Genomic DNA, 24,125 nt, shown 5'->3' on the forward strand with positions numbered 1-24,125 from the left:
CGCCAATCAAGAAACAATTCAAACCCGGCAATCAAACAAAACGCCTAAACAACATAAAAAGTGCCTCGGATAAAATTCATCCAAGACACTTCAACGTACCTTTAAGCTCCATGTACTGCGCCGCACATAGAATATTCTGAAATTAATTATACGCACCTGCTCTGGAAAAGTCAAGAAATATATAGTCATCCCCTATTTTTTCAAAAACTCTCTGGATCTGTACCGATCCCGGTACTGCTGGGGAGTTACCCCATTACATTTCTTAAACACGCTGCCAAAATGGCTCTGGGAATTAAAGCAGACATAACTGCTGATTTCCGTCAGGGTTGCATCGGAATATTTCAGCAGGTTCTCCGCCCTTTTTACACGAACGCGGTTAATGTATTCATTCATGGATATTCCTTCTTCTTTTTTAAATAGATGGGACAGGTAATTTTTATTGATCCCAATTGCATCTGCCGCTTCCTCCAGCCGGATTTTATATTGATAATGATTTATAATATAGTCCTTACACTGTTCAATATAATTAGACCGGACTTTTTCTTTTCTGGCTTCCATCACCTGTCTTGTAAATTCCATAGTGCTGAGCCTTCGCAATTCAATCAGCTGCCCCACATCACTGCATTTATCAATCTTATCAATATAAACATCGCTTAATATATAAGCCTCCGCCGGAGTAACTCCGCTCTCAATTGCGGCTCTGGTTGCTAGCGTAACCGCACAGATCGCCAGATTTCTCTGGTGGTTCATTTCCTTTCTTGACAGTTTACCTGCATTTTCAGCCAAAGAATCGCTCATTTCTTTTGCTTTTACTTCATCGCCATTCTTTATGCAGTTAATCCATTGGAGTTCTTCCATGTAGGTATGGTGATAAGCTTCTTCCTCAACCTTGCCAATGCGAAAGGTTGCTTTATCCCGTTCCAGCTCTTCCGGATCTACATAGGCCAGATTATTTTCCTTAAGCAGCATTTCTTCGTTACATATTTCACCGGTTATGGTGGTATATATCATACTGATCAGAGAGATCATCTGCAAAAACCCCAGTCTGGCAGGTGCTTTTTGCTCCATCTTCTCCATGTTATGCAGCTTATAAAAACGGTGTACTTCCACATTTGAAAGAAATTCCGAACACATCGGTCCCGCCAGGACATATTGATTTTCATCAGCCTTTATTGCACTGAAATAAATTGCTTTGTTTTCCACTATCACTGCCGGACAAGCAATGCCGTTGCACCTCTCAATCAGCTTGTTGGTAAAGTGGGAATCAGCCCCAAGGGGGTTTTCCTCTTTCTCAAAATTACCATAGCATTCCGTGATCCCGGCTCCTGATTCATATAAAAACAGGGCAATATTTGATAGCAGGCACAGCTTTTGCATACTGTACTTTTTCTTCTTATCTATGACAAACACCCCTTTTTATCTTTTATAACCGGTAACTGCAATTCGGTCAGCCACTCCCCGGGATCTTCTGCATTCCAGATGCCATCTATATAACTCTCCCTTGGATTCCCGGCTGCAATATATCCATTTTCCTCCACCCACTTAAATAAATAGGCATAAGCATTTGGAAGCTTTTCATAAGATCCTTTATGCATGACAGAGGCAACCACCACAGGTTCCATTTTCTTAAAAACAACTCCTTCAACTTCATTGCCAAAACGGGTGACCGCTTCGCAGAACTCTATATTTATATCTTTCTCCCGGTATTCACCATCCAGATATACACAAAAGCAGTATTCCGGTATGGCACATTTCAAATCGGGATTCGCTTCCTGCACCGCAGCACCGATCCCCGGAATGATTTGAAAATAAGAACTGTAACCCGGAATAGTAAGCCGTTTGGAATAAACTATGCATTCCGGTATTTCTTTAATTATACCCTGGTACTGTCTCATGCTTTCCGCTTCGCTGCCGGACAGCATAAAATTAATCCTGGAGATCTGATCCCTGCCCTCTCTTAATTCTTCCTCAAGCTCTCTTTTTCGATTATGAAGTATCTCCTCCATATTATGTCCATCCTGAATTAATTTGATTTCCATAATAGACAGTCCAATTTGACGCAACGCCTGAATGTGGTGCAGTTCCAGAATCTGCCGGGTTGAATAAAATCGGTAGTTTGTTTCATCATCAATATACTCCGGTTTCAGAAGTCCCACCTCATTATAATAGCGCAGTGTTTTAATGGTTGTCTTGCAAAGCTTGGAAAATTCTCCAATCCGGAACATATCTTTTCCTCCTCGTATTTGTCAGATGTATTTGCATTTATTATACATCCTCCCTTAAGGGGAGAGTCAAGTATTTTTCCAAAAAGAATGATCCGCTGCTTTATTCCTTTTTTTCATCGCAATCTCTCCTCTACTCTGCGCCTTTTAACGCACTTACCATGTCAATATCTTTTACTTTCCTGGAAAATAATATATTCACTCCCACGGAAACAATCATCGTTATGGCAACACTGATTCCTATACTGAGCATACTGATCTTCGTCATCATATCAAAATTGTCTCCCAGCATCCCGCACATCAAATCAATAATCCATTTTCCCAATAAATATCCCGGGACTAATCCCAATGCACTAAGCCATATATTCTGACGCAGCATTAGTAGACGTATTTTCTCAGATTTAAATCCAAGTACCCGCAAGGTCGCAAATTCCCTCAGCTTCTCCGTAAATGAAAGTACTCCCAGATTGTAAAGTACTACAACCGCCATTAAAACTGCCGCCGCAACCATAATGTCGATAATCGAATACATGGTATCCATCATTTCTGTAACAGAGGACTTCAGCCTTTCAATATTCCAGACCGTGTAAGAAACAGCATCCGGATCTATATTAGCTTTTGTTAAAAATGAAGTGGGCTGGTAATTGCCGCCCTGTTCTTCGAAGTAATCCCGGTATAACGTAATTCCCTGCGCCACCGGATCCCGGTATATTGCTTTGATTTTCGATTCCACCCATTTGCTTTCCCCATAGAGATGCCATGAGACCTCATCTCCCACATCCACATTTAAGATATCCGCCATATGGAAGCTGATAGAAACTCCATTAACCGGAAGCTTTTGTTCATTCCTTCTGCTGTCCGTAAAAACAGTAAGACTGGATTCCGGTTCTAAAACCGTAATTCCCGTTGTTTTTTTAATTCCATTAGCGCGCAGTTCAATACTGCCCTCCTGGATGGTCTCTCCCGGATAGGGCATATCCGAAGCCGTCAAATCTTCTGTCAGTAAAACCTTGTTCCGGTACTGGGTGAGCTGCCCATACTTCCAATCATTAATATTGTTCAGCGAATCAATCATTCCTAGTGCACAGGTAAGCAGGCTCATACATCCTGTAATACCCACAATTGCCATAATACTTCTCACCTTACTTCTCAGCGTATCCCGTAAATTCCACTGGAAGTCAAATCCGGTCCGCTTCCACCACGCGGTTTGTTCAAACCACATATGCTTCGAAATCTTCGGTGGATTCGTCCGCAGTGCATCCGCCGGCTTTTCCTTTAAGATTTTATTACAGGCAAGCCAGGTTACGAGGGAACACGCAGCCACTGCTGCTGCCGCCATAAGAACTGCCTGGGGCAGTAAGATAACCGTAAGCGGAGGAAGGGAATACATGCCAGACTGCATTTGAAAAAACAAAGGTGTCAGGGTAACCGGTCCCAGAATTAAGCCAAGCAAAGCCCCCGCCAGTGAAGGAATTGTCCCGTAACAGATAAAGTGCCTCATGATTTTCCTGTCTTTAAATCCCAGCGCTTTTAAAGTTCCAATCTGTGTTCTCTGATTATTAATCATTCTGCTCATAGTGGTAAGTATCGTAAGCAATGCCACTGCAATAAATACAAATGGAAACAAATCCCCCATTGCCTTATTCTGCAATATTTCTTCCCGGAACTGCTGATAGCTTCCCTGTCCATCTCTGGATAAAAATACATTGTATGTACCATCCAGCTGCTTCTCAATCTGTTCTTCTGCTTTCTGATAGTCCGTTGTGCTAAGAAGCGCCGCAATCTGATTGTAAACTTTGGGAAATCCCTGAGGCAGTAAATCCATTCCGCCATACACAACCCCTATATTCTCCGGATTTGCCATGCTGTCAAAAGACGCAGAAGCATAGACATATTCCGGGCTTATCATAATTCCCAGGATTTTTTTACTGATCACAATACCTTCCACCTGCATATCCAGGGTATCGCCTGCCGCAAGTCCTCTTGTCTCTGCAAATTTATCACTCAGCCATATCCCGTCGGCGGCAGGATCAAAGCTTTCCCCGCGAATCACTTTACAGGAAGAAATCTTATCCTCATCCATAAGCAAAATCTCCAGCTCCGGTTCTCCGCTTAAATCAGCTGTACCTTTCAGATAAAGACGCTTTGAGGCATCTGTTACAACATCCGTTTTCCGCAAGTTGGAGATATCACTTTCCGTAAATGACTTTCCGTAAAGCCAGATATCCGCCAGATGCGTTTCCGAATAGTAACTGTCTATTCCCTTTTGGAAAGTGTACCATTCGCTTCCAATTCCCGCATAAACAAAAATTGCCAAAAATGTCATTAACCCAATGGAAATAAACTGCATTTTATTATTTTTCATATCCCGCAGCATTTTTCGAAACAGCATTACAACTCCACCTCACTTACGGACTTTGGATTCTCATTGACCGTGACACTGCGGATCTTCCCATTTTTAATCCGAATCACTTTATCAGCCGCCTCAGCCAGGGCACTGTTATGGGTTACAATAATAACTGTTCTGTTATGTTCCCGGCTCATATTCTGGAGAAGGGACAAAATCAAAATGCCTGTTTCAGAATCCAACGCTCCGGTAGGTTCATCACAGAGCAGCATCTTTGGATTTTTACACACTGCCCTGGCAATGGAAACCCTCTGCTGCTCTCCTCCTGACAGCTGTGCGGGAAACTTATCCTGATGTTCCAAAAGCCCCACCGACTGCAGCATCTCACCGGGATCCAGGCTTTCCTTTGCAATTTCTTTTACAAGGGCAACATTTTCATAAACAGTCAATGCAGGAATTAAATTATAAAACTGAAATACAAATCCAACATCTTCTGCACGGTACTCCGATAATTCCTCTGCTTTCAGTTCTGATATTTCCCGCTCACCTACTACGATCTTTCCGCTGGTCACATGATCCATACCTCCCAGAAGGTTTAACAGGGTAGATTTTCCCGCCCCGCTGGGTCCCAGAATAATAACGAATTCACCTTCGTCAATGGTAAAATTCAAATGATTGGCAGCAAACAGCACTTTCTCTCCAATGGGATAACTTTTCACTACCTCTTCAAATGCAATTAACCGGCTCATAAATTCCTCCTCTCCATGGATTTTCCATATCCATATTCAAAACCTGAAATATATTTCATGTTTTGAATTCTATCACTCCGGCAACCGTTTGTCAATAAAACCTGAAACTTTTTTCACCTTATTTGACAACCTGTTCTTAAGCGGTTATACTATACAGAAGTACCATATTATCTTGTAAAGAGAGGCTTTGTTAAATGAGTGATGTAATTAAAACCCCTGTCCAGCAACGTTCTATTGATAAAAAAAATCGTTTAATGAAAGCCGGGCTGGATCTGATGCGTGAACGTGGATACTATCATGTAAATGCTGTTGACATAGCCAAAGAGGCTGGCGTATCCACCGGCATCTTTTACCGTTATTTTGAAAATAAAATGGATCTTGTGTTGGAAATAATGAACCAGATTGTAGATCAAAGCTTTAAACCGCTGGTTCGGGAATTTGTAGAAAAAAATATAGATCAGACAAACTTCATTTCTTTTCTCGATAAATTACTAGATGAACTCAGTGAAATTCATGAAGGTCTCGGTATTCTTCATAATGACCTGAATACGCTGCTTAGTTCTGATGAGGAAAAAGCCAGCCTTTGGATGTCATTAGAGGATCAGATCATGCAGCTCTTTGTTGCCGCAGCGAAAAAAAGTAACCTGAATCTGAAAGATCCGGATGAAAAGATCCATATTGCCTATAACCTGGTAGAAGCATACTGCCATGAAAAAGCATTTCATAAGCATTCCTATATCGACTACGATGTATTGAAGCAGGAAATCATAAAAACACTGGTTTTTGTTATAATAACTTAAATACTCTAAAAAACATTTATTGAGAACTAAAATATGAAAAACAGTATATCCTATACTAAAGATGTTAGAAAATTCATTCTACAATGGAAAGAGGAGGGATGACTGCTATGAAAAAAGAACTGCTCTATTTTAATATTGGAGACTCTTTTGGCGGTAACCAGGACTGGTTCCACAATTTTCTCATGCACATGGGCGGATGTGCTGCTGCTACAGCCTGTGACAGCTGCATTTATTTCGCACTGCACCGGGATGTCAGGGATCTCTATCCCTTTGATGTGAGCCATATAACCAAAGAAGATTATGAAACTTTTGCCATGAAGATGAAACCTTATCTTCGTCCAAGAGCCGGAGGTATAAAAAAACTGACAATTTATATGGACGGTCTTTGTAAATACCTGCAAAATCTGGGAAAAGGAGATTTTATCTCCATGGAAGGATTTTCCGGAGATCATTCTTATGACGAAGCAGCTTCTTTTATTATTGCCCTTATAGATCAGGGATACCCTATTCCCTATCTTATGCTGAAGCATACAGACTGTAAATTTAAAGATTTTTCCTGGCACTGGTTTTTGCTTGTTGGATATGAACAGTCGGAATCCGATGTACTGGTAACAGCTGCTTCCTATGGTAAAGCAACTGTTTTTTCCCTCCGTGAGTTATGGCATACCGGCTATGAAGAAAAGGGCGGAATGATCCGGTACCAACTGAATAATCCGGTATAACTACTTTCCCTGATATCAAAATCGCAGCATCGTCACAGTTTGTGGGATATTTATCCCGGATGAAGGCGCGTAGAGGTCTACGTAACCTGAATCCGGGGCAAATATGCCGTAAAGTGGTTCGTGCAGATGGCGGGAATGAACTTTCAGACACGCTGTAGTGCTAGCATCCAGACTCCGTCTGTAACAAATGTCCTTTCACCACAGGCTGAATGGTCCGTCCGATCAGATAATAAAACAATTCCGGATTTACCATCCCTCTCAGATTATTAATTATCAGATTATCTGCAGGCATTGCTGCAAATGAATCCAGGCCTTTTAAAATGACATCTTTACCCGGCGCTTCATCCCAGCGAATTTCCACTTCTTCGTCCTGAAAGTAAAATTTCACTTCCCGCCTTACTGCTTCTTCTAAAAAGGTAATCCAGATCCGCAATACCCTGCGGTTTTCTTCATCTGTTGTAAATCTGCCTTCTGCCCCAACCAGATACTCTTCTTCATGGAACTTTACCGCCGTGGTTCTGGCCCCATGAAACCCGATTTCAATCTTATGGCTGTCAGAACCCTCTTGTATTTCCAAATAAAATTTCCCATTATCCTGGGAAAATCCCATCTGCGTAATGCCCTCAGAATAGTTATTATGCATCACCTGAATGATTAACGGCGCCAGTCCCACATGTTTTTGTTCCATCCCGTAAACTCTGCCGGCTGCCCATTGTCTGTCATCCGGTACAAGCTTCTGCCTTGGCAGTCTTCTCTGCTTCTGTATACGGCGGTGTTTCCATCCACCTTTTTCAATCAGCGGAAGATCCGTTCCTGCTCCTCCCAGTGACTTGCGGATACTTAAAAGTCTGGAATAATTGGCATTTTCTTCTGCAGTGACGCTCACCTTATTCTCAGCCGGGGTAAAATCATTTTCAAAATACCTGCCAATCACATCCATTAGGGTAGATTTCTGGAAGAGTTCCCTGCTTCCCGCATGGACTACAATCACCATTTGAAGATCCGGATAAACTATCACATTCTGTCCCAGCATCCCATTAAAGAGAAAACTTCCCGGTCTCCCTCCCATCCATATCTGATAACCATATCCATAACCACCTTTTTCCGGCGGCGTATCTACCTGTTTCGTTGTAGATTCCTCCACCCAGGCAGCCGGAATTATCTGGCGGTCATTCCATTTGCCCTCCTGAAGGTACAACTGTCCAAGCTTGGCAGCATCCTCCGGCATGAGGAAAAGTCCCCAGCCCCCCTTCGTTATCCCTTTCGGACAGGTTTCCCAGAAAAACTTTGTAATTCCCAGTGGTTCAAAAAGTCGCGGCGTCAGATATTCCGTCAGTGTCTCCCCCGTTATTTCCGTCACAATGGCGGACAGCATATAAGTATTCATACTGTTATAGTCAAACACTGTACCCGGTGTTCCTTTTACGGAAGACTCCAGAAAACTTTTCGCCCATTCATTTCCAGCCAGTGCCCCAGCCTCATTGTAGACAACACCGCTGGACATAGTGAGCAGATTGCGAACCGTAATATTTTTCTGACGGAATAATCCCAGTATATTTTTCTTCTCGAAAATATCGTGAACCCGGTCATCCAATTCCAGCCTGCCTTCTGCAATCAGCATTCCCACTGCCATTCCGGTAATGCTCTTGCACATGGAGTGAGTGATATGCCACATCCCCTGAATGTAGGGTGCAAAACTGGCCTCTCCTATGACATAACCATTTCGCAGTATCATAATATGATGCATATTGATCCCGTCATTTCCTGCCAGTTCCTCCAGCAGATCCCCAATCATTGCAGATGAAATTCCCTGTGTTTCCGGAATTGCCCTCTGAAATGCCTGTTCATAGGGTGCTTCCCCTGAAAAAGGTATCTTCTGCGGAGCAAATTCAACTTTACTACGATCAGTTTTTCCATTTATTAAATTCCAGATTAGTTCAAATACAGCCATCTGTTCTTTCGTCATTATGTATCCCTCCGTTTCAGAGTGTGTCTGAAAATCCCGGTTATAAAATTCCGTTTCAATTCGGGCAATTTTTCAAACAGACTCTATCTCTTAAATGCTGCTAAGTAAGCATTGCACAACAATTCACTAAGTTACCTACTCTATGATTATAGTATGGATAAACCTTATATACCACCTTCAAAAATAATATTTTCCAAAAGAAACTATAAAATTTTTATATGCATATTCTAAAAAATATTTTCCAAACACCATAACTGATGTTATAATCTTCCTTATGACATTTATAGAAGCTGGAGGATTACTTTCATGTTTGGTACCGGTACACTAATCAACACCATCGCCGTCATTGCCGGAAGCGGAATCGGCATTTTCCTGCACAAGGGTATAAAAAAAGAACTGCAGGCTTCTCTCATGTGTGCCTGCGGAGTTGCTACCATATTCATAGGTATCAGCGGCACATTACAGGGAATGCTGCAGTTTCAAAACGGCATGATCGAAACCAAAGGCAGCATGTTGCTGATCTTTTCCCTGGTTCTTGGCAGCCTGTTCGGGGAAATCATTAATTTGTTCTGCACTTGCCATTTTGGTATATGAAGGATGCATCACACTGGTGGCGCACTTCGCGGGATATTTTGTAGCAGAAGAACTGATTGCCAATCTTTCGTATATTGGATCCGCACTGATATTCTGCGTAGGAATTAATATTGCATTTGGCAAGAAATTCCGGGTGGGCAATATGCTGCCCGCCTTAATTATCCCAGTCCTTTATGCAGTCATTTCCTAATTCCAAACCCGAGAAAAACTTATGCCATGATACCTAAAAGCGCAGCGGCATTCCGGTAAAAAACTTTATCCGCAGCATCTTCTTTACCGGAAAACGCTTCCTTGCAAAGTGCAATCGAGGATTCTGCTTCACCAAACGGATAATCCGTCCCAAACAGAATCTTGTCCTCTCCCATCAATTCAACTAATTCTTTTATAACCTCAGTTCCCTTAAACGAGGTGTCGGTATATACATGCTTCCATTTATGTTTTCTAACTGCATCCGCCAGTTCCAGATACTCTTTTCCACATTCTCCACCCGCATGAGCCGGAATTAAAATATACTGGGGATACCGTTCAATCAGCGCAAGCATATAATGAAGGGCTCCATACTCCTTTGGTGCAATATTCTGATAGGGACTGCCCGGTTTATAATAATCATTTACCCCGCAATGTGCAGTTACCGGAAGCTTTAAATCTCCAAAAACCTCAACCGCAGCATAAGTCCGCTTATCCGTTAATTTTACGTTTTGCAGAATCGGATGAAGTTTTAATCCCCTTGCTCCCATCCTGATATCCTCTCTTAGTTTTTCCTGCATTTCATTCACTGGAAGAGAGAAATCCGGGCTGGTAAATGGAAGAATTTTGGGCTCTAGTTTTGATGCTGCAAGCGTTTCTTCAAAACTGGTATTGGGAAGAACCGGCAGAGATACCATATAATCCATTCGATTACGTTCTATCTCCTCCCGGACAGACTGTAAACTCCCTTTTTCCCAGATACGGAATTGTCCTGCATCAATTAAAGTATTTAAGGCATCCGGATCATCTGCGATAAGCGGTGCCCGGTAACCTCCTTCTCCCAGTTCTTTGAAAGGGTCCTTATATTTTGGTAAATGCTGTGGTGCTTTAAAGCTTATATTCTTATTCTCATGAAAAATGTCACCTAAATGTGTATGGAAATCTATAATTCTTGTTCTCATCAATCCTAAGGATACCGGCAGATAAATTTATCAGACAGTATCATCCTTTCATAATACATAATATACTTACTGTATATCTTGTACTGCCACCATCCGATTTATACATTTATGCTCTTCCCACTAACTTTTTTACATACATATTTTTCCTTCCATCAACTTTTTCATATATTTTTCTTTCCATCAACTTTTTCGCTTAACAATCTTGCAAAAACAGAGACAGAAAAAACTGCTGCTTATCCTTATAATAACGCCCATAACGAACAGTGAGGCAGCTTCTGCCACCTCACTGTTCATTATATTTGACCTTGTATTTTACTGATTCAATCTGCCGAATCTTTTCAGAAACATTGTTTTTTCTATAGCTTTATAAGCTTTTGCCCAATTTTCACTGACTGCAAATTCTTTTGGGTATTTTTCATAGTTTTCAAACCAGGACCAGGATATTGGCCATACATCATTCTGCGGCAGTGTATCTACCAGAAAATCCAGTTCTGTTTCCACAATATCCTTATTATCTAAATAAAATATACTATCTTTGGATTTTATATAATCTGATGGTCGATAACCATAAGAGGGCCACTGCGCAGGATCTCTCTGAATAGATTTATTCACTACTTCTTTCAGCCTGTTTTCTAATCTGTCATAATCATATCCATCTAATTGCACATTTTTCATTGCACTTACTAAGGATATATATCCATTGGGGCCCATGTCTCCCAGATTTTCATCAGTCAATCCATCGATCAATCTTTTTGCCATTTCCAAAACCTGTGCATAAATGGACGATTCCGGATAGTGTTCAATGATAAATGCACAAAACCTTAAAACAATCCCTCTGCTTTCTATTTTGTTATATGCATCATCATAATTATAGAAACTGGCATGTGGATATTCCTCGTTGGAAGGAACTGTAAAAATCCATCCATCCGGAAAATTACTGTGGCATTCCAGATACTTTATAATACCTGCATAAATTGGATGCTGGATATCATCAAACTCGATTTCCTTCAGTATCTCCAAAACATAATATGTCCCATAAGGTAAGGAGTTGGTATTCCAGTTGTCCGGGTCAATCCCATTCCCAAAACCGCCATCCTCATTTTGAAAATACATAATTGCATTTACTATCTCTTCCTTACTTCCGTTTGCAAAATAATAATTCCATCTTGTCATTTCCAGTTCCCTTGCATTTCTATGCATCCATACTTCTATGTGATTCTTATCTGCTTTCTTCATATTTATACCTCCTGCATATCACAGGCCTGCCTGCGGTGATGCCTGTCCCAATTCAACCAGGGCTGTACATCTGTTATATAGTTACAAAGTTACATCTGGTTCTCAGACATTTGCTGATGTGCCTCTTACCTCTATATATTATATTTTATTCCATTCTCATTTTCTTGTAAAAAAGCGACATCCTTTAATGCGAGATTTTTGGCCTCCTGAATTGACATAGAGTGAAAACGTTTAAAATCATGCAGTAAATGAGACTGATCCGTATAATGATATTTAGAAAGGGCATGTAATACATCAAATTTTCTGTATTTCACTATATCATTCCACAAATATTGATACCGGATTATAGAAGATAATTGTTTTGGGGATATTCCGATATTCTCTTTGAATAACCGTTCTAACTGTCTGCTGCTGATATGAACTTCTCTGGCAAGCTGCAAGGTCTTTATATTTCCTTTATTCAGGAAAATTTCAAATAATGCATCTGTGACGATATGATTTATGCGTTCCGGATGATAATTTTCCAGCAGATAATTTTCTGCAATCGCTTTGCGCTGCGTCAGGCTGTCTGTGTCAAACAATCTGTTTTCCAGTAATTTCTTTAATTTAGAAAAGTAGTATCCTACATCACAAAACATATTTTTAGCATCAACCATAGACTCTTCGGAAAATAAAATTACTGCCCAGGCATAAAAACGAATTGCAAATTTAGATATTCGTTTTTCAGTACCAGGCTGTGAACATATTTGAAAAGAACTGTTATTTATCCCGGAAAAGTTATTTTTAAGTTTATTATCTGTATAATCTATGTCAAACATAATATCCATACATGTATCGGGTGTCACGATGCTGCTGACAGCCCTATCGCTTTTTGGCTGTATAATCGGTCTCTCTGTCCCCCAAAAGCACCTGATATAGGGTTTTAAAGCATCACAAGGCTCTATTTCAATATATGTTTCATCCTTTTTGAAAGGGGTGGCTGTTAATGGTTTATATATTTGATAAAATTCCATTTTTCTCCTTGTCTCATACGCAAATATATTGGAACATGTTATGTCCAGAATCTTATGACGATAATGAACATACCTGGTATATATATTACCACATTAGCCACACCTGATAAACTAAAAAGTGTTTTACTTGAAGGTAAATAAAAGAGCTGATTACTGCTTATGAAAATAACTCTGCATTGCTTTAACAATAAAATCGGATGCACCTGCTCCATATTTATCATCTGTAATTTTTCTTATGGCATCCTGTGAATAACTTTCTATCACCATATCCCAATATCCTTCGCCCATATCTACCTCAAAACCAGTCACCTTGAACATATCCATGATTTCACAAAGTATGTCCTGTATTTCATTACAAGCCGGATCTTTGGTTAAGTCTGCGGTCAATTTTTCATATAAATCATTATTTGTTTTCAGAATGTCATCTTTCTTTTCCTCAAGTACTTTCATTTGCTCCATTATTTCTGAAAAATGCTCCAGGTTGTATTTCATCGCTTCCGTATATTTTTCAACACTTCCAAATTGTTTAATTGCTATTGGGGCTAAGGTTGTCTGGTCGTCTTTCACTTTTTGAATGAACTCATTAAACTTTTCCAAACTGCCCCAATATTTAATAACCTCCTCTGTCTTTTCTTTTTTAAACTGCTCCAAGGCATCTATATATTCACTCAAATCAAATTCTTTAAAACTCATACACTGTTCCCCTTTCTCCAGTTTACCCAGAAGTTCTATCAGTTTGTCCAGCCGATTACGTTTTAAACTTAGTAATTTCTTTTGTTTTTTATACGCTTCGATTTTGTCAAACCCGGGATCTTCTACAAATTCTTTGATTTCCCTTAACTTAAAATCCATTTCTTTAAAAAATAAAATTTGTTGCAATCGCTCTAAAGCATCATTATTATATAACCGATAACCGGATGATGTTACTTCGCTTGGCTTTAAAAGTCCAATTTCATCATAGTACTGCAATGTGCGTATACTTACTCCTGTCAATTTAGCAATCTGGCTTATCGTTCTCATAGTTATATCAACTCCTGGAAATAATTAAGAAATAGTATAGAAATAATTTGCCGGCGAATATTTCTCTCTATTCTTATCTTAATATTACACTATCACGTTGCGTGAAAGTCAATACTATTTTTGAATTAATCAGGATAACCGGACGCTTATCTTCCTCCTTCAGTAAAAGCAGAACTTTCCGCCTGACCCAAATGGACAATGGTACTTGCATGCAGTGAGATGCCATGCTCCTCAATCAGCTTCTTAACTGTTTCCAGTATGAAATCCACTTCCAGTGAATCACTGAGCACAAAATCAAAAAGATGCCTTAGAAACGTCACAAAATACGCAGCGCCTCAAAGACATCTCTGTTCAGTTCTTTGGTGTGCGGGGACCTCCCTTATAGGTAATGGTCACTGCAACATTTGCTATTTTAATATATCCGTTTTCATTGGGACTTCCTGAAGTTTCAAATTCCAGATTGCTGGGTGTGCCTACCAGTCTCAGATAACCGCTCACGGCAGGTGCCGGTTCCGACTCCGCCGGTACTCTGGATAGCAGCAGCGCCGTGGCCGGTGTACTTTGAACTGCATTTTCCCGGTTGAGCAGTATATCAACCCCAGGTAACTCATAGGGCAGCGTCACTATATCAACCATAACATCCGCATTGGAATGATTGTAGACCGTAACTCTGTTATTACTGCCATCAAATCCGTGGGGCAGCCAGTCATACACAATGCTGGAATAGCGGTGTTCATCCGGATCCCACATCTTCCCGATCGAGTATTCAAATTCCATGCCGCCCCAGGTAATATCAACTTTATAAACGGCACCGTCACCGCCTTCCAGTACTCTGGTCTGTACATCCAACTCGGCGGTTCCTCCCGATGTCAGCTGTGTGGTCTGATCCGGTAATATCTTACTGTTCCCCACAACGGCATAAGTAGACAGACGTCTCGTATGTATGGTAAGAATGGTTTCCCCGCTTTGACTGTCTTTTGCATACTCAAAGTATTCGGTCTGGTCGGTAGGATCAGCCACCGGCCCGTCTGGAATCAACTCGGCTGCACCGTTGTGATAGCGGTATACTCTGTATCCGCTCCTTTGGCCAATCTCCGGAGAAAGCGTAATCTGTACTTGCACGGTATTTGGTATCTGATTCAGCCCGGTTACGATTGCCTTACTGTCCGACTGTTTTTTTACCGATTTCGTCACACTGAAATCATAAAACTTAATCACTTCTCCCTGAGCCAGTTGAATAATATCAGAAGCCCCCTCATCCAATTCTCCGGCATCACGGGCTGACATGGTCAGAATTATTTCATCACTATCCATATCGTCTGCCGTAACACCGTTTCTGGCATCCTCCACCTGCTGCTCATAGACCCTTCGCAAATCATTGCTGTCCATTACAACCGTTTCTGTGGCATTATCCACAACCGTAACCTGTTTCGACCGGTTCCACGTAGCTGACAAAACGAGAGCTGTATCGTATGATACAGCACCTATAACCAGACCTTTTGATGCAGTCAGACTGTTGTTGATTCTCCATCCAAAGAACTCGTAACCTTCTCTGGCAGGATCTGATACTGCAGTGGTCTTTCCATAAGTATGCGTTACAGGATTGTCTGTTCCAGAGGATGCCTGTTCCATATTTTCATATATTATCTTATAGGTTCTGACCTGCCACGCTGCATAGACAGCAGACGTCTCTAAAAAAATCACAGGAATTTAGAGCCTTACCCGACTCATCATAATATCTTTTCCCCTGACCATTCGCCTTTTCATAATATCCCTGGAACGAATATCCTCGTCTGACCGGGATTTCTATTTGGGGCATGTTCTCTCCATATGGTACATAGATTTCTGATGTACCGGCTCCACCGCCCATAGGTCTTAGATAAATGTGCACACGATTGTCACCTGCTGCCAATACAGTAACAGAGGTAAAAAAACACCCTGCTAAAATCAAAGCCAACGACAGCCGCCTGAAGTAGACTTTCATAGGATTCCCCTTTCTTGCTGTTTACCATGGCTGCAGTGTATTACCCAGAGAAATCACTCCCTTACTATAATAAGTTTCTGGTTCATAAGCATATACTTTTACATCCACTTCAATCGCTTCATTTTTTATTTTCTTTATAGGATCCAGCCGTTCCAGATAATAGCCCGGCTGAATCAGTCCGCTTTTATAAAGCACCTCACCATTTTTATCTACAATTTCACACAGCAGATTGACCCCGCTGTCTTCCGGATTGGTCAGATACTGCAGCACCGTTCCGTCTTCCTGCTGAAACAGGGTTCCCGCTATATAAAATTTGAATGCCTGTGGAGCTTCGATTCCTCCGTAACTCATGTTTTCCGGAGGTGCCGGCACCCCTGCCTGAGCCGCCGGATCAAAATCCGGCGGAACAAAAACGGGCTTGTAGTTTCGGTTATAAACAACCACTCCTATGCATAAAAGAACCAGCACAATAAGGCTGATTTTAATTATTTTGTTTTGAATATGTCTTGTTTTTGGTCGTAAAGCCTGTTCACGCATTTTCATCCCGTCCCCCCTCTCTTATGCTGCTTTGCTCTATTCGCTTTTATAAAAGCACTGCTGCCACCGACAATGCTCTTATAAAAACGGGCCCCGACTCTTGCCGGAGCCATGCCCTTATTGCAGCTAATATCCCTATACTTTGTCACGCCTTCCCTGTCACAGGCAGCGTATGCCGCTTTCGTTCTCACGCCGTCCAATACGCAAGAGGGAAAGCAGTGCTAAAGCACGTTTAAAATATGATCATATTAAAGGCAAACGTTCTTTTATCCATACTATATCGTTTGTTTACGGAACCTGTGCTGGTGTGGGAGCGATGGTAACCGTGATCACGCCAACCTTTTTGAAATTATCAAGTTCTGCACCTTTGCCCTCATCCGGTGTTCCGCTGAATGCAAAATATGCTTCGGCCTTTGTCTCTGTACCTGCTGCACTGGATCCACTGTTGTCAGCAGTTGGAAGCTGAACCTTATCAATGCTGTTTGTTACTGCAGACACTGCTCCTGCACTATAGGTGCCAGTCAATTTTTGGGAAGCGGTAACTGCATTTGCATTTGTAGCAAAGAAATTACCTACAACTGCATTATCACTTGTAGAGCTAGCATTAAATGGTGTTCCTGCAAGTGAAAAAGCAAGTCCTGCATCAATACCTCCATTAGAGTGATTGGTTATATCCAGTTTATTGTTCGTACCATCAAGATATCCTGTCTCAGTCCACTCAGCCTGACCTGCTCCGCCGTTATATGTATGAGTGTCTGGATTCCAAACTCCGTTTCCGCTGGTGTACTCAAACTTCATAGCTCCCCAAGCCAAATCAACTTTGTAAACAATGGTTCCTTTATCCGTTACTTTAGCCCATACATTAATGTCGGTATTGTCAGCTGCTTCACCGTCAAAACCGTCATCCGTCGTAAAGTCAGCAGCACCTGATGTTTTAGAAATTGTGCCTGCACCTGTACTTGCCCCTGCCTCACCAGAACCTGCCGGAGCGGTGGCCTCGCCTCCTGTAGCTGCAAATGCAGTAATGCTCATTGAAGCTGTTAAACATGTAATAATTGCAATTTTTGCTAATTTTTTTAACATAATGATTCCTCCTAAATAAATTTAATTTTAGTGGACGGATATGACAACTGGAAGCTGCGATTCCAGCATTGCCCGTTCGTTGGTTTCGATGTCATAAAACATCAGATACACTATCGCGTTATATTCTCCTGGCGGGATAGCTGCGCCGTTTGGTTGTTCTACAAGCCTGAGGTTTTCAAGCTGATACCCGATCTGGATGGCACCCGATTCCGCAATAATCATGCGGTTAACTGCCGGGTCATAGTCAGGATTATCATCTAATTTCTTTTGGTCTTCCTCAGACCTGCCGGTACTGCCCATAATACGAATCGCCTGCTCATCGGTAAACTGCAGTTGGATCACAATATTGTGATTGGAGTTACCCGGATTCTTGAATCCAAATTTACATAGCCCCGTAGCAAGGTCTACATCTATATGTTCTTCAAACTGGAAAGACGCAAAATTTCCATCTGCATTAGGCTCAATGGTTTCTCCCGGTATGGGATCCTGGTCTGGATCATATGGTACCGGAGCAAAACTTGGTAAAATAATTGGATTCTTAATGAAGAATAATAGGAAAAGCAGAAGCAGTAAAACTGGCAATCCGAAAATCCATGGAATCACAAGAAAGGTAATCTTTCCCGCTGCATAGCTGTGGAAAATTCTGCCGCTGTTTCTTCCTGCGAGACCACCGTAGCTTCCCTTTTTGCCGCTGAGCTCTATGATTGCGGCACAACAGCCGATAACAGCATCAGCCTCACATATTGCGGCGATACCGCCTGCCACATTCCCACCCTTGATATGGCAGTCCACTGTGAGGTTATACACCTCTCCATTTAGAAATCCAAAAAATCCTTTATTTTCTGTCTCTTTGCTTTTTATTACAAAGTTTTTGACGGTATATCCGGCACCGTCAAACACCCCATGGAATGGTAAAGTTCGTTCTCTGCCTATGGGTGTCCATTCCCTGCCACCCAGATCAATATCGTTGACCAGTTGGATATAGGCCGAAGCCAGCGCTCTATCTCCCTCATTGATTTTTTTTGTCCAAATCAAAAAGTTCTTCCGGTGTGGATATTTTTACAATATCTTCAGCCGTCGTTGTTGACTGGGCTACCTCATAGAACCAATGCTCTGCCTGGAAGCGAAGGAGCGGTTCCGCTCCTGTATACTCCCATACAACTTCGGTATCAAATCCAAGCTCCTGTGCTTCTTTTTCACTTTGTACGGTTTTCAGCCGCTGACCGTGGTGAGGATCACATAACTTTTGCAGCTTTTTGCTGCCCTCTTTTTCACTGTGAAAAAAATAGCAGGAATCCTCAGCATTGTTGTTGCCTGAAAAACCACCTGTCATGGTTTTATTGATTTTACACATAGCCAGGCTTTTTCGAATTATACCTGCATTTTCCCCTGCAAAACCTGCACTCATCTGCTTTTTTGCATTGAGTTTTATATAACTGTAAGAATTTTCAATCGTCCCGTTGTTAAACGCAGCAAACCCACCAACGTAACCGGTGTTTTTTTGCATTTTTTCACCTCTCCCTCATATTATAGTAAATCCCTTTAGCTCTTGGGAGTCAAACCGCCGCTTTCATCCGGTGTAACTGTCATAGTGATTACACCCACTTTAGTAATCGTTGTTTCCTGCCCGGTTGCCGGTGTTCCTCCCGGAAGATTTTGTGGCGTACCTGACAACCAAAGATATGTATCAACACTGGATGGCGTTGCATTTTCTGCCGCAACTTTGGGAATATAATACGGGTTTACTGCATCACTGGTGTCAGCATTAACAGCTTTAAACTTTACATCCACTCCCTCTAGCTGCCCTGTCTCCTTCACTATGGTAAAGTTTGCAAAAACATCTGCGTTAGAGTGATTTGTGGTTGTGATTTTGTTGTTTCCATTCAGAAAACTCTCATCCGACCATTTGTAGGAAGCTCCGGTATACATATGGTTATAAGGATCCCACTCTTTTGCTATGGTAAAATCAAACACCATACTTCCCCATGAAATATCCATTTTGTAGACTGCCTCCAGACCTTTTTGTGAAATACGTCCCTGGACATCAATGTCAGAAGTGGCATCAGCCATATTACCGTTGTAGGAAGGAGACAGAGTCATAACCTTTTCTCCTGCAGCGATGGCAAATGTGGAAAACATCCGGGTATAAACAATCAGATTTCCATTTTCTATGGTATAGTACTCACTGTCTCTTGGATCACTGCTGATTTGATGAATCTCCTCAACCGGATTGTTTTTATCCATGAAAGTGTGATAACGGAAAACCGAATAACTGGCCTTATCTGCCAACTCTCCGGTAAGCGGAATGGAAACTGCAATCCGCACCGGTATTTCTTTCAGGGTCGTTGTTGTCGGTGTCCCACTCAGAGATGTAATGGTTTTTTCCACTTTTGCATCGAAAAACTTCACGATCTCTCCCTGGGCTGCCTCTTTGATTTGTGTCTCTCCCGCAGGACTGCCAACGGTATTTGTTACCTTGAGGGTCAGTTTCACAGATGCATTGTTTGACATTTCATCTGAAGTCACTCCCGCAGCAGCATCGGTAACAGGATTTTCAAAGACTTTGTTTAGATCTGCTTTATTTTCCTGGGTATTGGCCTGCAAATCCACTGTATCCTCAATTGATACATCCGTTTGTTTTTTCCAGTTTGCTGTCAGTGTAATATTATTTGTGTAGGAAGTTGCACCCAACACCAGATTTCGGTTCAGCGTATTTTGTCCGTTAACGGACCAGCCCATAAAGGTGTGCTCAGTTTTAGTTGGATCTGAAACAGTGGTTGCCTGCCCATAAGTATGCGTGCCAGGCTTACTGGAACCATAAGCCGCTCCACTCATTCCCTCATAAGTAATGTTGAACTGTTTTGGTATCCAGCGGGCATACAAGGTAAGATTTCCTGACATGGCCGTGGCTGTGTTTCGTGCACCTGTGCTGGTATAATACTGGTTTCCCCCTGAGGACGCAGTGTAATATCCAGTAAAGTCATAACCGTCTCTTTTAGACGGGGTAACTGAACCCGGAAGAGAAGCTCCGCTGGTTACCGTAGCCGTGGTATTTGCAACTCCCTGATTGTTAAAGGTAAGTGTATACACATTTTGCTGCCACTGGGCATACAAGGTTCCATTGTAATTGCCGCTTCGGATGTAGCCGTTGCTGTCAATCATCCGGGTTCCGCCAGATGTTTGATTATAAAATCCGGTAAAAGTGTAACCGGACCTGGTGGGCGGGGTAATATAATTGGTGGAAGATGAGGAATTTGTATACAGCCAGTATGCAACATTGTTGTAATAGTAGTTCGATCCTCCTGATCCTCCATTTTTATTTAATGTTACCGTATTATAACTAGGGCCATCAATAAGAAAATTGTATGTAGTTTGAGCGGAACTGTATTTTGTTGCAAAGCAATAGTAAGTCTGTCCTGCATAACATAAATATGACAGAGTAAAATCCCTTCCACCGCCACCATCATCATTATATGCGAGGCTGTTCTCCCTGGCGGTATCATTCCTATACCCGGTACTCGCAAGAGCATTGTACACTGCATTGTAACCGCTGGAATTCGTCAGATAAAAATATGGATCACCTTCCGTATTGCTGTAGGAGAAAAAACGATAATATCCTGTTACACTGGGGGTAAAGGTAAACACATCCCCCGCCCAGTGAGAAGGAAAATTACAGTTCTTTACACTTCCGGCACTGATTGAATAAGAAGATAATCCCGCAGCGAATGCTGTTAACGGGAAAATAGCCACCATCATAATAACTGCCGTCAGAAATGCAATGCTCCTTTTTCTATTTTTTTTAATCATTTCACCATCTCCTTTTTTTTATTTGCAAAATCACCATTCGAATAGCAGATATATCAGATATATATCTTTTTCCAATCTGATTGCATCTCATTTTTTATATCCTCCAATTGCGCGATTTTAAAATGCCTTTGCTAAATCTATTATATAACTGCTTCCGCAAGCAAACCGCAAGCAAAACCCCCGAATTATGATCCATTCGGGGGTTTTACTTTAAATAAACTAATATGCAATTTTACAAAGATTTACATTATCTTTTATATCCGGTTCTCCAGATATCCAACGGTTGTTTCTGCCCATGAATACTGGGTCATATATTGTCCCATATACAGCTTAAATGCTGCTTCTTTATGGTTGAGCAAATGGTAAAAATCACAATCAATTTTCTCAGTATCCACAGCAAAACTATTTCTGGTCTTTATAACGATATCACCGGCATTGATATTCCCCAGCGTCTTCATAAGATCTGAAATCAGATTGCGGAACTGGCTGCGCATAGCAGGGGTATCTTCTTTATCTTCCCACAATATCGCACACAGTTCTCCTGTATTTGCACTGGCACCTTTGCGATCCACCAGATATGCAAAAAGTTCTTTTGTTTTTGTATAGCGGAATTTCAGCGGTTTTTCCCCGGCAAAAACTTCAAAACTGCCAAATGTCTGTACCCGTATCAGGGGCGCTGTTTTATTTGAGACGGGATGCCGCAGATTATTCAGTTCTACCCGCAGTTCTTCTGCCCGGACAGGTTTCATCAAATAACCGCTGGCATGAAGTCTAAGAGCCTCCATCGTGTATTTGGAATAGCCGGTTACAAAAATAATGTTAACCTGCGGGCAGAGGGCTTTACATTTTTCAGCCAGCGCCAATCCACTGTAACCATCCAATTCAATATCCAAAAAGGCAATATCTACTTTGTTGTCTGCAAGAAACGCAAAGGCCGCATCCGCTTCTGTAAACGGCGTAACATCTGCGTCCGGCTCTGTCTCCCGCAGCACCTTGATAAAGCTATTTAATGCCCGGCGTTCATCATCAACGGCAATTATTTTCATATGCCTCTGTCTCCTTCTGTGGTAAAATAATTTTCGCTTTGGTACCGGCTCCACGCTCACTTTCAATCAAGAGTAAGCCTTCACACTGCATGGCCAGGCGATCCCGTACATTATCGATGCCGACATGGGTTCGTCCGTCTGTCTTTGTTTCATACACATCAAATCCCACACCGTCATCCGTAATATCAATAACCACATCATTTCCAATTTTGCGGCTTTGTATCACCAAGGTGCCTCCTCCTTTCTTTTTGGTAATGCCATAACGCACGGCATTCTCAACAATCGGCTGCAAAGTCAGGGGCGGCAGTCGGAAATCCATATATTCCAATGCCCATTCTACATTTAGTTTTTCTTCAAAACGTATTTTTTCCAAATATAAATAATCTTTCACATGCTCGATTTCTTTTCTGAAAGGAATTAGTCTGGTGTCTGCCAGCGAGTCCAGATTCCCCCGTAAAAAATAAGCAAAATGTTCCAGTGCTTTAGATGCCATCTCCGGTTCCGTATCACACAAATCTTTGATTCCGGTCAATGAATTATACAAAAAATGTGGCTGTATCTGGGAAAGCATAATGGAAATGCGGCTCTTTTGCAATTCCAGTTCTTTCTCCATAATAGCGGTGTGAATTCTTTCGATCTCCAATTCCTTTTCACTAAGCTGATTGGCCTGCTCTGCCTGAATCAAGATATAAATACTGACTGCAACCAGAGTGTTAACCACGTGCAGAGATACTGCACCGTAAATAAAAATATGGCTGCCAGCAGCTGCCAGAGGCAAAACATAATATGCAGAAAAAGCGATTTTTTCCTTAATGTTCAGAATATGCCTAAACTTTATCACCATCCAAATGCCGGGAAGCATAGCCGCCATGCCTATGGCATTGGAAAGCCAGTAGAAATTTCCCCGATGATAAACATTAATCCCATCGATGAAGTAATACAGCGGCACAAACTGGGATATGAGCAATAAAACAATTCCTACGCCAATAATTAACCAGCATGTCTGGGCTTCTCTGGTTGCTGCTCCGCCCCGTTCACCGATATATGCCGTAAAATAATTGATAAACGTACCAATCAGCAGGAAAGAAAACAAGAACATAAACAGATTGGAAGAACGGACCAGCAATTCTCCCCCTATCCCCTGCCATCCGTCAAACAGCCAGGAAGATATATTTGCAATCTGCAGGAAAATGTTACACAGCAGCATCTCTATATACAATTTGTCCAGTCGGCTTTGCTTTTCACGATAAACAACCAGACATAGTATTATGATTAAAGAAATCAGCCCTCCAAAAGTCTGCAGCGCGGTATTCACAACTACTTGTATGTTCATAGAAATACTCCTTTACTATAAACTCTCCTAATATGATATTAATTTTCTCAATAAATCAATGAAGTTATTTTAGCATCTGTTAAAAAAAATGTAAAGAAATTGATATGTATGATCTTTGCAAAAATTGATATGTATGATCTTTAATCAGAATGACCGGATGGTATTCTGATTCAGAAAGTTCTGTAAAAATAAATAGTGTCTCCGGCACTTCAACTCCCCTGGGCTCAGTCATGAGGAGTTAGGGGGGTGGACCATTATGAAGAGATATAATATCTATTACATCCGCGTCACGACCTTGATGACGATGAATTCAACGCAAGTCAAACTTTCTTATTACATGAAAATAAAGGGTACATTGCTTTCACAACATACCCTTTCCTTCATTCACGTTTTCCCTACTATTTTAAACAACAAGTAATCTTTGCATTAAGAGGTTGGGTAAATCTCTCTACCCAATCGCCCACCTGATTTTTACCCAAAATACTATGATATTTTGTGATATCCTGCAATCGTTTATA

23 protein-coding genes are annotated in these 24,125 nt (G+C 41.5%); 4 read left to right on the top strand and 19 right to left on the bottom strand.

Annotated elements, in window-relative coordinates:
• Positions 1-192: 192 nt before the first annotated feature.
• The 4 genes from RHS_RS15795 to RHS_RS15810 form a co-directional block, all read right to left on the bottom strand.
• Complete coding sequence (locus tag RHS_RS15795) at positions 193-1,377, bottom strand: AraC family transcriptional regulator (RefSeq protein ID WP_138002428.1); 1,185 nt, start codon at positions 1,375-1,377, stop codon at positions 193-195.
• A 20-nt stretch (positions 1,378-1,397) separates the two neighbouring features.
• Entirely contained in the window at positions 1,398-2,225 is an 828-nt protein-coding gene (locus RHS_RS15800; RefSeq protein WP_044293042.1) for a MerR family transcriptional regulator, read from the bottom strand.
• Positions 2,226-2,355: 130 nt separating this feature from the next.
• On the bottom strand, positions 2,356-4,614 hold the full coding sequence (locus RHS_RS15805) for an FtsX-like permease family protein (protein ID WP_047833729.1): 2,259 nt from the start codon (positions 4,612-4,614) through the stop codon (positions 2,356-2,358).
• On the bottom strand, positions 4,614-5,318 hold the full coding sequence (locus tag RHS_RS15810) for an ABC transporter ATP-binding protein (RefSeq protein ID WP_047833730.1): 705 nt from the start codon (positions 5,316-5,318) through the stop codon (positions 4,614-4,616). The genes RHS_RS15805 and RHS_RS15810 overlap by 1 nt, the downstream gene beginning before the upstream one ends.
• A 194-nt stretch (positions 5,319-5,512) precedes the next feature.
• Here RHS_RS15810 and RHS_RS31140 point away from each other — a divergent pair, with 194 nt between their 5' ends.
• Complete coding sequence (locus RHS_RS31140) at positions 5,513-6,118, top strand: TetR/AcrR family transcriptional regulator (RefSeq protein WP_052377756.1); 606 nt, start codon at positions 5,513-5,515, stop codon at positions 6,116-6,118.
• A gap of 107 nt (positions 6,119-6,225) precedes the next feature.
• Complete coding sequence (locus RHS_RS15820) at positions 6,226-6,840, top strand: hypothetical protein (protein WP_047833731.1); 615 nt, start codon at positions 6,226-6,228, stop codon at positions 6,838-6,840.
• 160 nt (positions 6,841-7,000) lie between these two features.
• Here RHS_RS15820 and RHS_RS15825 read toward each other — a convergent pair whose 3' ends face one another.
• On the bottom strand, positions 7,001-8,806 hold the full coding sequence (locus RHS_RS15825) for a serine hydrolase (RefSeq protein WP_047833732.1): 1,806 nt from the start codon (positions 8,804-8,806) through the stop codon (positions 7,001-7,003).
• A 306-nt stretch (positions 8,807-9,112) separates the two neighbouring features.
• Here RHS_RS15825 and RHS_RS15830 point away from each other — a divergent pair, with 306 nt between their 5' ends.
• On the top strand, positions 9,113-9,400 hold the full coding sequence (locus tag RHS_RS15830) for a DUF554 family protein (protein ID WP_047833733.1): 288 nt from the start codon (positions 9,113-9,115) through the stop codon (positions 9,398-9,400).
• The gene (locus tag RHS_RS15835) at positions 9,390-9,590 is read left to right on the top strand and encodes a DUF554 family protein (RefSeq protein WP_044293050.1); all 201 of its coding nucleotides are present in this window, start codon (positions 9,390-9,392) and stop codon (positions 9,588-9,590) included. Before RHS_RS15830 ends, RHS_RS15835 begins: the two co-directional genes overlap by 11 nt.
• Positions 9,591-9,609: 19 nt before the next feature.
• On the opposite strand, the gene RHS_RS15840 is transcribed toward RHS_RS15835, so the two are convergent.
• The 14 genes from RHS_RS15840 to RHS_RS15900 form a co-directional block, all read right to left on the bottom strand.
• Positions 9,610-10,548: an amidohydrolase family protein gene (locus RHS_RS15840; protein WP_047833734.1), complete on the bottom strand. Its 939-nt coding sequence runs from the start codon at positions 10,546-10,548 to the stop codon at positions 9,610-9,612.
• Between the two features lie 312 nt (positions 10,549-10,860).
• Complete coding sequence (locus RHS_RS15845) at positions 10,861-11,784, bottom strand: hypothetical protein (RefSeq protein ID WP_047833735.1); 924 nt, start codon at positions 11,782-11,784, stop codon at positions 10,861-10,863.
• Between the two features lie 131 nt (positions 11,785-11,915).
• Positions 11,916-12,797, bottom strand: coding sequence for a helix-turn-helix domain-containing protein (locus tag RHS_RS15850; RefSeq protein WP_047833736.1), 882 nt, complete (start codon positions 12,795-12,797; stop codon positions 11,916-11,918).
• A gap of 150 nt (positions 12,798-12,947) precedes the next feature.
• Positions 12,948-13,817 (bottom strand): MerR family transcriptional regulator, encoded by an 870-nt coding sequence (locus tag RHS_RS15855; protein ID WP_047833737.1) that lies wholly within the window; start codon positions 13,815-13,817, stop codon positions 12,948-12,950.
• Between the two features lie 146 nt (positions 13,818-13,963).
• Positions 13,964-14,137 (bottom strand): hypothetical protein, encoded by a 174-nt coding sequence (locus RHS_RS31145; protein ID WP_395014113.1) that lies wholly within the window; start codon positions 14,135-14,137, stop codon positions 13,964-13,966.
• 31 nt (positions 14,138-14,168) lie between these two features.
• The gene (locus RHS_RS15860; protein WP_395022620.1) at positions 14,169-15,521 is read right to left on the bottom strand and encodes a hypothetical protein; all 1,353 of its coding nucleotides are present in this window, start codon (positions 15,519-15,521) and stop codon (positions 14,169-14,171) included.
• The gene (locus RHS_RS15865; RefSeq protein ID WP_047833739.1) at positions 15,466-15,801 is read right to left on the bottom strand and encodes a hypothetical protein; all 336 of its coding nucleotides are present in this window, start codon (positions 15,799-15,801) and stop codon (positions 15,466-15,468) included. The genes RHS_RS15860 and RHS_RS15865 overlap by 56 nt, the downstream gene beginning before the upstream one ends.
• 21 nt (positions 15,802-15,822) lie before the next feature.
• Complete coding sequence (locus tag RHS_RS15870) at positions 15,823-16,344, bottom strand: hypothetical protein (protein ID WP_047833740.1); 522 nt, start codon at positions 16,342-16,344, stop codon at positions 15,823-15,825.
• A gap of 282 nt (positions 16,345-16,626) precedes the next feature.
• Positions 16,627-17,421 (bottom strand): hypothetical protein, encoded by a 795-nt coding sequence (locus RHS_RS31150; RefSeq protein ID WP_395014116.1) that lies wholly within the window; start codon positions 17,419-17,421, stop codon positions 16,627-16,629.
• 27 nt (positions 17,422-17,448) lie between these two features.
• Positions 17,449-18,456 carry a hypothetical protein gene (locus RHS_RS15880; protein ID WP_047833741.1) on the bottom strand — a complete coding sequence of 336 codons (1,008 nt, stop codon included), beginning with the start codon at positions 18,454-18,456 and terminating at the stop codon, positions 17,449-17,451.
• On the bottom strand, positions 18,431-18,928 hold the full coding sequence (locus RHS_RS15885; RefSeq protein WP_047833742.1) for a hypothetical protein: 498 nt from the start codon (positions 18,926-18,928) through the stop codon (positions 18,431-18,433). The genes RHS_RS15880 and RHS_RS15885 overlap by 26 nt, the downstream gene beginning before the upstream one ends.
• 35 nt (positions 18,929-18,963) lie before the next feature.
• Entirely contained in the window at positions 18,964-21,228 is a 2,265-nt protein-coding gene (locus tag RHS_RS15890; protein WP_047833743.1) for an InlB B-repeat-containing protein, read from the bottom strand.
• Between the two features lie 254 nt (positions 21,229-21,482).
• Positions 21,483-22,274: a response regulator gene (locus RHS_RS15895; RefSeq protein ID WP_047833744.1), complete on the bottom strand. Its 792-nt coding sequence runs from the start codon at positions 22,272-22,274 to the stop codon at positions 21,483-21,485.
• The gene (locus RHS_RS15900; RefSeq protein WP_047833745.1) at positions 22,255-23,607 is read right to left on the bottom strand and encodes a sensor histidine kinase; all 1,353 of its coding nucleotides are present in this window, start codon (positions 23,605-23,607) and stop codon (positions 22,255-22,257) included. The genes RHS_RS15895 and RHS_RS15900 overlap by 20 nt, the downstream gene beginning before the upstream one ends.
• Positions 23,608-24,125 lie beyond the last annotated feature (518 nt).

Origin of the sequence: Robinsoniella sp. RHS (assembly GCF_001029355.1) — a bacterium.
Taxonomy (GTDB): Bacteria; Bacillota; Clostridia; order Lachnospirales; family Lachnospiraceae; genus Robinsoniella; species Robinsoniella peoriensis.

Coding starts and splice junctions, on each gene's coding strand:
- RHS_RS15795 (WP_138002428.1), bottom strand. CDS start 1,377: ATGCAAAAGCTGTGCCTGCTATCAAATATTGCCCTGTTTTTATATGAA.
- RHS_RS15800 (WP_044293042.1), bottom strand. CDS start 2,225: ATGTTCCGGATTGGAGAATTTTCCAAGCTTTGCAAGACAACCATTAAA.
- RHS_RS15805 (WP_047833729.1), bottom strand. CDS start 4,614: ATGCTGTTTCGAAAAATGCTGCGGGATATGAAAAATAATAAAATGCAG.
- RHS_RS15810 (WP_047833730.1), bottom strand. CDS start 5,318: ATGAGCCGGTTAATTGCATTTGAAGAGGTAGTGAAAAGTTATCCCATT.
- RHS_RS31140 (WP_052377756.1), top strand. CDS start 5,513: ATGAGTGATGTAATTAAAACCCCTGTCCAGCAACGTTCTATTGATAAA.
- RHS_RS15820 (WP_047833731.1), top strand. CDS start 6,226: ATGAAAAAAGAACTGCTCTATTTTAATATTGGAGACTCTTTTGGCGGT.
- RHS_RS15825 (WP_047833732.1), bottom strand. CDS start 8,806: ATGACGAAAGAACAGATGGCTGTATTTGAACTAATCTGGAATTTAATA.
- RHS_RS15830 (WP_047833733.1), top strand. CDS start 9,113: ATGTTTGGTACCGGTACACTAATCAACACCATCGCCGTCATTGCCGGA.
- RHS_RS15840 (WP_047833734.1), bottom strand. CDS start 10,548: ATGAGAACAAGAATTATAGATTTCCATACACATTTAGGTGACATTTTT.
- RHS_RS15845 (WP_047833735.1), bottom strand. CDS start 11,784: ATGAAGAAAGCAGATAAGAATCACATAGAAGTATGGATGCATAGAAAT.
- RHS_RS15850 (WP_047833736.1), bottom strand. CDS start 12,797: ATGGAATTTTATCAAATATATAAACCATTAACAGCCACCCCTTTCAAA.
- RHS_RS15855 (WP_047833737.1), bottom strand. CDS start 13,817: ATGAGAACGATAAGCCAGATTGCTAAATTGACAGGAGTAAGTATACGC.
- RHS_RS15865 (WP_047833739.1), bottom strand. CDS start 15,801: ATGAAAGTCTACTTCAGGCGGCTGTCGTTGGCTTTGATTTTAGCAGGG.
- RHS_RS15870 (WP_047833740.1), bottom strand. CDS start 16,344: ATGAAAATGCGTGAACAGGCTTTACGACCAAAAACAAGACATATTCAA.
- RHS_RS31150 (WP_395014116.1), bottom strand. CDS start 17,421: ATGTTAAAAAAATTAGCAAAAATTGCAATTATTACATGTTTAACAGCT.
- RHS_RS15885 (WP_047833742.1), bottom strand. CDS start 18,928: ATGCAAAAAAACACCGGTTACGTTGGTGGGTTTGCTGCGTTTAACAAC.
- RHS_RS15890 (WP_047833743.1), bottom strand. CDS start 21,228: ATGATTAAAAAAAATAGAAAAAGGAGCATTGCATTTCTGACGGCAGTT.
- RHS_RS15895 (WP_047833744.1), bottom strand. CDS start 22,274: ATGAAAATAATTGCCGTTGATGATGAACGCCGGGCATTAAATAGCTTT.
- RHS_RS15900 (WP_047833745.1), bottom strand. CDS start 23,607: ATGAACATACAAGTAGTTGTGAATACCGCGCTGCAGACTTTTGGAGGG.